This is a genomic window from Streptomyces sp. NPDC089424 (genome assembly GCF_044749345.1).
GTDB lineage: Bacteria > Actinomycetota > Actinomycetes > Streptomycetales > Streptomycetaceae > Streptomyces.
The window spans coordinates 80,869-92,515 of record NZ_JBIVHU010000013.1; the positions used below are offsets into that span (position 1 = coordinate 80,869).

At 74.5% G+C, this 11,647-nt stretch carries 2 protein-coding genes; both read right to left on the reverse strand.

All coding sequences use genetic code 11. The features are described 5' to 3' along the window. Positions 1–133: 133 nt before the first annotated feature. Entirely contained in the window at positions 134–3,241 is a 3,108-nt protein-coding gene (locus ACIP2X_RS37615; protein WP_401682796.1) for a type I polyketide synthase, read from the reverse strand. A 1-nt stretch (position 3,242) separates the two neighbouring features. Further along, a complete protein-coding gene (locus tag ACIP2X_RS37620; RefSeq protein ID WP_401682798.1) occupies positions 3,243–11,606 on the reverse strand; it encodes a type I polyketide synthase in 8,364 nt (2,787 codons plus the stop codon). Positions 11,607–11,647 lie beyond the last annotated feature (41 nt).

Genomic DNA, 11,647 nt, shown 5'->3' on the forward strand with positions numbered 1-11,647 from the left:
AACGCACAGAGATCATCTCCTCAGCAATGCGGCCGGTGGGCGGGGGCGTTCGAAGAAGGCCCCGGCCCACCGGGAAGTGGATCGGCTGTTCGAGGGGCGGTGTGCGGGGCCCGGGTGACCCGCACACCCGGGGTCACCGCCGGAGGTGACCGGTCATCGAGGTCATGAGGTGCCCGGCGACCCGCCTGGGTGTGGGGTGACGCAGCACCAGGCTCGGCTTCAGCCGCAGTCCGGTCGTCGTGGCCAGGCCCTTGCTCAGCTGCACCGAGAGCATCGAGTCGAAGCCCATGTCCTTGAACTCGCGGTCGGGGTCGACGGTCTTCGCGGAGGGGTGTCCGAGCACGACGGCGACCTTGGTGAGGACGTGGTCGAGGAGGAGTGCCGTCGCCTCGTCCTTGGAGAGGGGGGCGAGCCGGTCCGGCAGGGCGGCGGGCTCCTCGTCGTCCGCGGGCGGCCGTGGCACGGGAACCTCGGCCTTCGCTCCCGTGTGGGAGGAGTTCAGCCAGTAGCGCTGCCGCTGGAACGCGTACGTCGGCAGGTCCACCCGCGCCCGCGTCCCGAAGAAGGCCTCCCAGTGCACGGACCCGCCCCGGACATGGAGCCGGGCCAGCGAGCCGACCAGTTCCCGGACCTCCTCGCGGTCCCGCCGCGTCGACGACAGGACCACCGCGTCGTCGGCGTCCTCGACGATCTCCTGCACGGGGACGGTCAGCACGGGGTGCGGGCTCATCTCGACGAACACCCGGAAGCCGTCTTCCGCCAGCTGTCGGACGGCGGGTTCGAAGAGCACTCTTTGGCGCAGGTTGTCGTACCAGTAGCCGCCGTTCAGCTCCGCGGTGTCGATGGTCCGGCCGTGCAGGGTCGAGTAGAAGGGCAGTGCCGACGTCTTCGGGTCCACGTCGGACAGCGCGCCGGTCACCTGGTCGCGGACGCGGGTCACGTGGTGGGAGTGGGAGGCGTAGTCGACCCTGATCCGCTTGGCCTGCCTGCCGTCGGCCCTCATCTTCTCGACGAACTCGTCGAGCGCGTCGGGTTCCCCGGACACCACCACGGATCGGGGCCCGTTGACGACGGCGATGCTCACCCGGTCCTTCCATGGCGTGAGGAGCGCCTCCACGAGGTGAGCGGACTCCGCGACGGACGCCATGCCGCCGTGGCCGATCAGATCCATAAGGGCCTTGCTGCGCAGCGCCACGACGCGGGTGGCGTCGCGCAGCGACAGGGCGCCGCACACATGGGCGGCGGCTATCTCGCCCTGGCTGTGCCCCACCACCGCGGCCGGTTCCACACCCCAGGACCGCCACAGGGCGGCCAGAGAGACCATGACGGAGAACAGCACCGGCTGCACCACGTCCACCCGGTCGAGCGTCGGTGCCCCCGCCTCGCCGCGGAGCACGTCGAGCAGCGGCCAGTCGACCCATTCGGCCAGCGCGGCCGCGCACGCGTCGATGCTCCGCGCGAACACGGGGAAGGTGTCGTACAGCTGACGGCCCATGCCGGCCCACTGCGATCCCTGTCCGGGGAACACGAAGACCGTCCCGCCGAGTTCACCGGCCGTGCCGCGCACCACCGCGGCGGACTCCTCGCCGCCGGCGAGTGACGTAAGGCCCGCGAGGAGCTCGTCCCGGCCGCGTCCCAGGACCACCGCGCGGTGCTCGAACGCCGTCCGGGTCGACGCCAGCGACCAGCCGACGTCGGGGCCGGGGCCGGGGGCGGCGTCGCGCAGCGCGCGCGCCTGCCGTTCGACGGCCGCCGCGGACCGGCCGGACAGCACCCACGGCACGAGGCCGTCGGTGACGCCCGTGTCGCGGCCGCCCCGGTCCGCCCGCTCCTGCGGCGGGGCCTCTTCCAGGACGACGTGCGCGTTGGTGCCGCTCACGCCGAACGACGACACGGCGGCCCGCCGCGGGGCGTCCCCCCGGGTCCACTCGCGCCCCTGCGCCAGCAGCTCGACCGCGCCCGAGGACCAGTCCACGTGGCGTGAGGGGGTGTCCACGTGCAGGGTCTTCGGCAGGTGCCGGTGGCGCATGGCCATCACGGCCTTGATGACCCCGCCGACCCCGGCGGCGGCCATCGCGTGACCGATGTTCGACTTCAGGGATCCCAGCCACAGCGGCCTGCCCTCGGCGCGGCCCTGTCCGTACGTCGCCAGCAGCGCGCCCGCCTCGATGGGGTCCCCCAGCGTGGTCCCGGTGCCGTGGGCTTCGACCAGGTCCACCTCGGATGCCGGGACCCCCGCGTTGGCCAGCGCCGTGCGGATCACCTTCTCCTGGGCGCGGCCGTTGGGAGCGGTCAGCCCGTTGCTGGCCCCGTCCTGGTTCACGGCGGAACCGCGCAGGACGGCCAGCACCGGGTGGCCGTTGCGGCGTGCGTCGGACAGCCGCTCGAGGAGGAGCACGCCCACGCCCTCGGCCCAGCCGGTCCCGTCGGCCGCGTCCGCGAAGGACTTGCACCGGCCGTCGGCCGACAGGCCGCGCTGGCGGGAGAACTCCAGGAAGAGCGCGGGCGTCGCCATCAGCGCCGCCCCGCCCGCCAGGGCGAGTGAGGTCTCCCCCGAGCGCAGTGACTGCATCGCCAGGTGCACGGCCACCAACGACGACGAGCACGCCGTGTCGACGGTCACCGCCGGTCCGGTCAGGCCGAGCTGGTACGCCACCCGGCCGGAGGCGACGCTCAGGGCGCTGCCCTGCAGCAGGTAGCCCTCCAGGTCGTTGCCGTTCGCCTCCAGAAAGCGCATCCCGTACTCGGGGGAGCTGACTCCGGAGAAGACGCCGACGTCCGAGCCGCGCACCTCGGCGGGAAGGATGCCCGCCCGTTCGAAGGCCTCCCACGAGGTCTCCAGCAGCAGGCGCTGCTGCGGGTCGACGGCCAGTGCCTCACGCGGGCTGATGCCGAAGAACTCCGCGTCGAAGGCGGCGGCGTCCTGCAGGAAACCTCCACGGCGCACGTAGGAGCTGCCCACCTTGTCGGGATCCGGGTCGAACAGGTCCGGCCACCCGCGGTCCTGCGGGAACTCGCCGACCACGTCGAGGCCGTCGCGGACCACCTGCCACAGTTCCTCGGGTGAGCAGACGCCTCCCGGGTAGCGGCAGGCCATGGCCACCACGGCGATGGGTTCGCCGCGCCCGGCCTTCAGGGTCTCGTTCTCCTGCCGGAGGCGGTCGCGTTCCTCCAGCAGGGCACGCAGTGCCTGCTGGACCCGGTCCCCGCCCTGCGCCGGGCGATCCGCGGAGTTGTTCATGTCAGTTGCTCCTCTCGTCCAGAGCCAGGTCGACGAGTGCGTCCAGGTCCAGGGCGGCCAGTGGGTCCGTGCCGGTGTCCGGCGCGAAGGAGGCGGAGTCCGGCAGAGGCGGGCCGGCGATCGCCAGAACCAGGTCCAGGACGCCCGCGCTGCGCAGTGCCTCGATCGGTACGGTCCGCAGCGCTTCGCGGATCCGGGCGTCCTCCGCGTCTCCGGCGTCTCCGGCGTCTCCGGCCGGGCCGGGGGCTGCCGCCGGACGCAGCTGGCCGCTCAGGTGCTGCCCCAGTTCTCGGGGGGTCGGGTAGCTGAACACGAGGGTGGGTGTCAGTTGCAGTCCGGTCGCGGCCGCCAGGCGGTTGCGCAGCTCGACCGCGGTCAGCGAGTCGAAGCCCAGGTCCTTGAACGCCTTGTCGAGATTGACGGTGTCGGACGTGGTGTGGCCGAGGACGTGCGCGGCGTGGGTGCGCACGAGGGCGGCGAGGGTGTCCTCGGCCTTCTCGGGAGCCATGCGGGCCAGTTGGTCGCGCAGGGTGGCGGCGCCCGTCGCCGTGACCGCGGTGGCCTTGCGGACGGGAGCGCGCACCAGCCCCTTGAAGACCGCGGGAAGCGTGCCGGTCTCCAGGTGGGGGCGGAGCAGGGCGGCCGAGATCTTGGCCGGCACCAGGCAGGCGGTGTCCGTGGCACGGGCGGCCTCGAACAGCGCCACCCCTTCCTCCGCCGTGAGGGGCTTGATCCCGAGGCGTGCCATCCGGGTCAGGTCGGTGTCGTCCAGGTGTCCGGTCATGCCGCTGCTGTCGGACCACAGTCCCCAGGCCAGGGAGGTGGCCGGCAGCCCTTCCGCGCGACGGCGCTCGGCCAGCGCGTCGAGGAAGACGTTCGCCGCGGCGTAGTTGCCCTGGCCCGAGGTGCCCACCACGCCCGCCACGGAGGAGAAGAGCACGAACTCGGTGAGATCCGTTCCACGGGTCAGCTCGTGCAGGTGCCAGGCGGTGTCGACCTTGGGGCGGAAGACGCGCTCGACGTGTTCCGCCGTCAAGGAGGTGACGGTGCCGTCGTCGAGGACACCGGCGGTGTGCACGACGGCGGTGAGGGGGTGTTCGCCGGGGACGGCCGCGAGGAGCGCGGCGAGGGCGTCGCGGTCGGCGGTGTCGCAGGCGGCGACGGTGACCTTCACACCCAGCGCGGTGAGTTCGGCGGCGAGTTCGGGCGCGCCCGGAGCGTCGAGGCCGCGCCGGCTGGTCAGCAGCAGATGGCCGGCCCGCCCGGCCCGCGCGTACCGGCGGGCGAAGAGGGTTCCGAGGGTGCCCGTGCCGCCGGTGATCAGGACCGTGCCGCCCGGGGCGGGCTCCGGTACGGCGCCGGCGTCCGCGGCCTGCGGGGTCTGCCGCACGAGCCGGGGGACGTACAGGTGCTGATCGCCGTCGCGCAGGGCCATTTGGGGTTCGCCGCTGCCCAGCGCCCTGCGGAACGACTCGGCCGGGACGGTGTTCTCGTCCGCCAGGTCGATCACGGTGAAGCGGCCCGGGTTCTCGGCCTCGGCCGTACGGATCAGGCCCCAGACGGCGGCGTCCGCGGGGCTGGGCGTCTCGGTGCCGGGGTGGACCGCGACGGCCCGCCGGGTGACCCACACCAGCCGGCTGCCGGCCGGCCGCTCGTCGGCCAGCCACGACTGGAGCGTGTCCAGGACGTACTGGACGGCCTCCCGTGCCGCGCGGGGGGCGTCCTCGCCCGAGCCGGCCCGCTCCAGCAGGCCGGTGGCGACGACGAGGTCCGGGAAGGGCGCGGTGTCGTCCGCCAGCAGCGGCGCGAGGCCGGCGTGGCTCTCGACCGCGACCGTGTCGGGCAGCGAGGTGAGCAGTGCCTCGGGAACGGCGGTTCCCAAGAACGCCACACGGCCGGCCGTGAGGGGCTCCGCGGCGGGCGCGGGAATCCAGGCCAGGCGGAACAGGTGGTCGTCCCCGCCCGAGGCGACGGCCTTCGCGAACTGCTCGGTGGTGATGGGCCGCACGGCCAGCGATGTCACTTCGGCGACGGGCTGCCCGCTGGGGTCGGCGAGCCCGACGCGCAGGGTGCCCGCGTCGGCGGGGCTGATCCGGACGCGCAGGGACCGGGCGCCCACGGCGTGGAGCTGGACGTCCGACCAGGCGAACGGCAGCAGCACCTGGTCCGGGTCCTGTCCGGGGCCGGTGGCGACGATCGGGTGGAGCGCGGCGTCGAAGAGCGCGGGATGGATGCCGTAGTGGCCGGCGTGTGCGGGGGTGTCGTCGGTGGCGAGGGTGACCTCGGCGTAGAGGGTGTCGTCGTGGCGCCACAGGGCGGTCACGCCCTGGAAGGCGGTGCCGTAGCGGTAGCCGCGGTCGGCGAGCCGGTCGTAGAGGGTGTCGGTGGGCACGGCGGTGGCGCCGGCCGGCGGCCAGGCCGCCGGCTGCGCCCACCCGGCCGGGTCCGGTGCGGCGGCCGGCCGGGGGGCGAGGGTGCCGGTGGCGTGGCGGGTCCAGGGCCGGTCGGGGCCGGCGTCGTCGGGCCGGGAGTGGACGGTGAGGGCCCGGCGGCCGTCGTCGCCGGCCTGCTCCACGCGCACTTGCAGGTGGAGGCCGCCGGTGGCCGCGAGGGCGAGGGGGGCTTCGAGGGTGAGGTCTTCCAGGTGGGGGGTGTCGGTGGCCTGACCGGCGTGCAGGGCCAGTTCGACGAACGCGGTGCCGGGCAGGAGGGGTGTGCCGTGGACGGCGTGGTCTGCCAGCCAGGGGTGGCTGCGCAGCGACAGGTGCCCGGTGAAGACGTCTCCGCTGCCGTCCGCGAGGGCGACGGCGGCACCGAGCAGGCCGTGGTCGGCGGCGTGCAGGCCCAGGGCGTGGGGATCGGTGGCGGTGGTGCTCTGCCGGATCCAGTAGTGCTGGTGCTCGAAGGGGTAGGTGGGCAGGTCGCGGTGCGCGGGCGCGGTGGTGGGGAAGAAGCCCGCCCAGTCGGCGGTGGTGTGGGCGTGGGCGGTGGCCAGCGAGGTCAGCACGCGCTGCCAGGTGTCGTCGCCGCGGCGCAGGGTGGCGGTGACGGCGACCTCGCCGGTGCCCGCGTGGTCCTCGACCGTCTCCTGGAGGGGGTGGATGAGCACGGGGTGCGGGCTGACCTCGACGAACAGCGTGTGCCCGTCGTCCAGCAGGGCGCGGGTGGCCGTGTCGAAGGCCACCGTGGTCCGCAGGTTCTTGTACCAGTACGCCGCGCCCATCACGGTCGTGTCGGTCATCGCGCCCCCCGCGTGGTCGCCCACCGTCGAGTAGAACGCGACCTGCGCCTCCTGCGGGTGTACCGGGGCCAGCAGTTCCAGCAGTTCGCCGTGGAGCGCCTCGACGTGCGCGGTGTGGGAGGCGTAGTCCACCGGGATCGTCCGGGCCCGTACGCCCTCGCTCTCGCAGTGGGCGACGATCTCGGTGAGCGCGTCGGCGTCACCGGCGACCACGGTGGCCGACGGCCCGTTGACCGTGGCCACGGCCACCCGGCCCTCCCACCGGGCGATCAGCCGCTCGGCGGCCGCCTCGGCGAGCGGCAGGAAGACCATCCCGCCGTGGCCCGCCAGGCGGGTGATGGCCCGGGAGCGCAGCGCCACGATGCGGGCGGAGTCCTCCAGCGACAGCACCCCGGCGATGTGCGCGGCGGCGATCTCGCCCTGGGAGTGGCCCACCACCGCGTCGGGGGTGATGCCCAGGTGCTCCCACAGCCGGGCCAGGGAGATCATCATCGCCCACAGGGCGGGCTGGACGACGTCGACACGGTCGAGGGAGGGGGCGTCCGGGGTCCGGTCGAGGACGTCGATGAGGTTCCAGCCGGTGTGCGGCTCGAGCGCCGCCGCACAGGCGGTCAGGTGCCTGGCGAACACCGGGCTGGATGCCATGAGTTCCACGCCCATGCCGGCCCACTGCGAGCCCTGTCCGGGAAAGACGAAGACCGTCCTGCCCTGCTGGGCCGCCGCCGTTCCGGTGACGACCTGCGGCGACGACTGGCCGGCGGCGAGCGCGGTCAGGGCGCCCCGGAAGTCGGCCGGTTCACGGCCGATCACGACCGCGCGGTGGTCGAACACCGACCGGGCAACGGCCAGCGCGTGGCCGACCTCGGCGGGCGGCAGTCCGGGGTGGCGGTCGAGGTGCTCGAGGAGCCGGGCCGCCTGCTCCCCCAGCGCGGCCGGCGACTTCGCCGACAGCGGCCAGGGCACCGTCCCGTCCGTCACCACGACCGGCTCCTGCACCGCGTCGGCGGCAGCGCTCTGGTCCTGCGGGGCCTGCTCGACGATGAGGTGGGCGTTGGTGCCGCTGATCCCGAACGAGGAGACACCCGCACGGCGCGGACGTCCCGTCTGCGGCCAGGGCCGGTTCTCGGTCAGCAGTTCCACCGCGCCGGCAGTCCAGTCCACGTGCGGGGTCGGCTCGTCCACGTTCAGGGTGCGGGGCAGCACCCCGTGCCGCAGCGCCATCACCATCTTGATGACGCCGGAGACACCGGCGGCGGCCATGCTGTGGCCGATGTTGGACTTCATCGAGCCCAGCCAGAGCGGCTGGTCCTCGGGCCGGTCCTGGCCGTACGTGGCGAGCAGCGCCTGGGCCTCGATCGGGTCGCCCAGCTTGGTGCCCGTGCCGTGCCCCTCGACCACGTCGACCTCGGCCGGCGTGAGGCGGGCGTTGGCGAGGGCCTGGCGGATGACGCGTTCCTGCGACGGCCCGTTGGGGGCGGTCAGCCCGTTGCTCGCGCCGTCCTGGTTGACGGCGGAGCCACGGATGACGGCCAGCACGTGGTGGCCGTTCTTTTGCGCGTCGGAGAGCCGCTCCAGGAGGACGATGCCGACGCCCTCGCTCCAGCCCGTTCCGTCGGCGGACGCCGCGTAGGACTTGATCCGGCCGTCGGGCGCGAGACCGCGCTGCTTGCTGAACTCGGTGAGCACACCCGGCGTGGCCATCACGGCCACGCCGCCGGCCACCGCGAAGGTGCACTCGCCCTGGCGCAGGGCGTGCGCCGCCTGGTGGAGCGCCACCAGGGACGACGAGCACGCCGTGTCGACGGTGATCGCCGGGCCCTCCAGCCCGAGGAAGTAGGCGAGGCGGCCGGAGAGCACGCTCATCGTGTTGCCGGTCAGGAGCAGGCCGTCCACCCCCTCGGGGGCCTCGTGCAGAGGGGGGCCGTACTCCTGGGGCATGGCGCCGACGAACACACCCGCCGGGGTGCCGTGCACCGACTCCGGGCGGATGCCGGAACGCTCGAACGCCTCCCAGGTGGTCTCCAGGAGCAGCCGCTGCTGCGGGTCCATGGCCAGCGCCTCGCGCGGTGCGATGCCGAAGAATCCGGCGTCGAACTCGGCCGCGTCGTAAAGGAAGCCGCCCTCGCGGACGTAGCTCTTGCCTCGCTGGTCGGGGTCAGGGTCGTACAGGCCCTCGATGTCCCAGCCGCGGTCGGTCGGCAGCCCCGCGATGCCGTGGTTTCCGGACACGACCAGCTCCCACAGCTCCTGCGGGGATCCGACGCCGCCGGGGAGGCGGCAGCTCATGCCGACGATGGCGACGGGCTCGTCCAGCGCGACGGCCGTGGCCGCGGGTGCGCCGGCGGACGCCGCCTCACCGAACAGTTCGCCGCGCAGGTGGCGGGCGATCGCGGCCGGCGTCGGGTGGTCGAAGACCGCCGTCGGCGACAGGCGCACGCCGAAGGCTCCGCTCAGGCGGTTGCGCAGTTCCACCGACGACAGCGAGTCGAAGCCCATGTCCTTGAACTTGCTGTCCGGCCGGACCGCCTCCGGGGTCGGGTGCCCCAGCACGGTCGCGGTGTGGGCGCGTACCGTCTCCAGCAGTTCGCGCTCCGCGTCGGCCGCGGACATCCCGGCGAACCGCTGTCCGCCCGCGCCGCCGCCCGCCGGGCCGCCGGCGGCGGTGCGCCGGGCGGCACGGGGACGCACCAGGGCGCCGAGCACCGCGGGCAGCGCCCCGTGCCCGTCCTGGGCGAGCCGGGCGAGGTCCAGCCGCGCGGGTACGAGCGCCGGGCCTCCTCGCGCGACAGCCGCGTCGAACAGCGCGAGGCCGTCCTGCGTGTGCAGGGGCAGCAGTCCGGACCGGGCCATGCGGGCCATGTCCGCCCGGTCCAGATCCCCGGTCAGTTCGCTGCGTTCGTCCCACAGGCCCCAGGCCAGCGAGGTGGCCGCAAGCCCCTGGGCCCGGCGGTGCGCGGCCAGCGCGTCGAGGAAGACGTTCGCCGCCGCGTAGTTGCCCTGGCCCGGGCCTCCGAGCGCGCCCATCACCGAGGAGAACAGGACGAACGCCGTCAGGTCCAGGTGCCGGGTGAGCCGGTGCAGATGCCATGCCGCGTCCGCCTTGGGCCGCAGCACCGCGTCCATCTGTGCGGGGGTCAGCGCGGAGACCAGGCCGTCGTCCAGTACGCCCGCCGTGTGCACGACGGCGGTCAGCGGGTGCTCGTCCGGTATCGCCTCCAGCAGGGCGGAAAGCGCCTCGGGGTCGGCGACGTCGCACGCCACCGCCGTGGCGGTCGCGCCGAGCGCGGCCAGCCGCTCCACCAGTTCGTCGGCGCCCCGGGCCGCGGGTCCCCGGCGGCTGACCAGCAGCAGCCGCCGTACGCCGTGGCCGGTCACCAGGTGCCGGGCGAAGAGGCCGCCCAGGGTGCCGGTGCCGCCGGTGATCAGTACGGTGCCCTGCGGGTCCCAGGCGGGCGGCGCGGGCGGCGTGGGCGGTGTGCCGTCGGCTGCGGCGCGCACGAGCCGGGGCACCAGGACCTCTCCGGCGCGCACCGCGAACTGCGGTTCGCCGCAGGCGAGTGCGGCGGGCAGGGCGCCCAGGGAACGCTCGTCGTCGTCGAGGTCGACGAGGACGAAGCGGTCGGGGTTCTCCGTCTGCGCGGTGCGCAGCAGACCCCACACCGGCGCGGCGGCGAGGTCCGGCCGCTCGGTGCCGTCGGCCGTCACCGCGCTGCGGGTGATCACCGCCAGGCGGGTGTCGGCGAACCGCTCGTCGGCGAGCCACGACTGCACCAGGGACAGCGTCCTGAGCAGCCCGGTGCGCGCGGCGGCGGGATCGTGGTCGGTGGCGTCCGGGCCGGCCGTGCCGGTGCCGGGCAGGTGGTGGGCGAGGACGAGTGCGGGCCGGGGGGCGGTGGCGGCGGGCGCGTCGAGCGCGTCGCCGAGCACGGACAGGTCGGCGTAGCGGTGCAGTTGTGCCGGGTCCACGACGGTGCCGAGTCCGAGCGGGTCCTCGCCCAGCAGCGCCCACAGGCCGGCCGGGGTCTCTTCGGCGGTCTGGACCGCCCGGCTCACCCAGTCCATGCGGAACAGCGCGTCGTGGTGGCCGCCTTGGGCCCCGCCCAGTGCGGCGGGGTCGACGGGCCGCATCGCCAGCGAACCGACGGACGCGACGGGCGCGCCCTCGGTGTCGGCTGCCTCCACCACGAGGGCGTCGGGGCCCGCGGGGGCCAGCCGCACCCGGAGGTTCGTGGCGCCGGTCGCGTGCAGTCGCACGTCGGACCAGACGAACGGCAGCCTCAGCGCTCCCGGTTCCTGCCCGGCCCCCGTGTCGGAGAGGAGTCCGGCGTGCAGGGCGGCGTCCAGCAGCGCGGGGTGGATGCCGAAGGCGGCCGCTTCGGCGTGCCGCTCCTGCTCCAGCATCACGTCGGCGAACACCTCGTCGCCGCGCTTCCACACCGACCGCACTCCCTGGAAGGCGCGGCCGTAGCGGTAGCCGGCGGCGGCCAGTGACGGGTAGAGCTCGTCGGTGTCGACGGGTACCGCGCCGGTGGGCGGCCACTGCCGGGGATCCCAGGCGAAGGGCTCCGGGCCGCCGGCGGCGAGGACGCCCGTGGCGTGGCAGGTCCAGGGCGTGCCCGGCCCTTCGCCGTCGGGCCGGGAGTGGACTTCCACGAGACGCCGTCCGGTGTCGTCACGCTCGCCCACTTCGACCCGCAGCTGGAGGCCGCCTGCGGCGGGCAGGGCGAGCGGTGCCTGGAGGGTGAGTTCCTCGAGGTGGTCGCCGCCGGCCTCGTCACCGGCGCGCAGTGCCATCTCGACGAAGGCCGTGCCGGGCAGCAGTACGGTGCCGGCGATCGTGTGGTCGACGAGCCAGCCGTGTGTCCCCAGCGAGAGCCGGCCGGTCAGTACGGTGACGTCCGACCCCGCCAGTTCCACCGACGCGCCGAGCAGGGGGTGTTCGAGTGCCGACTGCCCGGCCGAGGCCGCGTCGGCCGCGTTCCTGGTCCGTTCCAGCCAGTGGCGTTGTCGTTGGAAGGGGTAGGTGGGCAGGTCGCGGTGGGCGGGCGCGGTGGTGGGGAAGAAGGCCGCCCAGTCGACCGGGGCCGCGGCCTGGGCGTGCGCGGTGGCCAGCGAGGTCAGCACACGCTGCCAGGTGTCGTCGCCCCGGCGCAGCGTGCCCGTGA

Excerpts from the sequence above, each read along its gene's own strand:
- ACIP2X_RS37615 (WP_401682796.1), bottom strand. The coding sequence starts at position 3,241 with ATGAACAACTCCGCGGATCGCCCGGCGCAGGGCGGGGACCGGGTCCAG.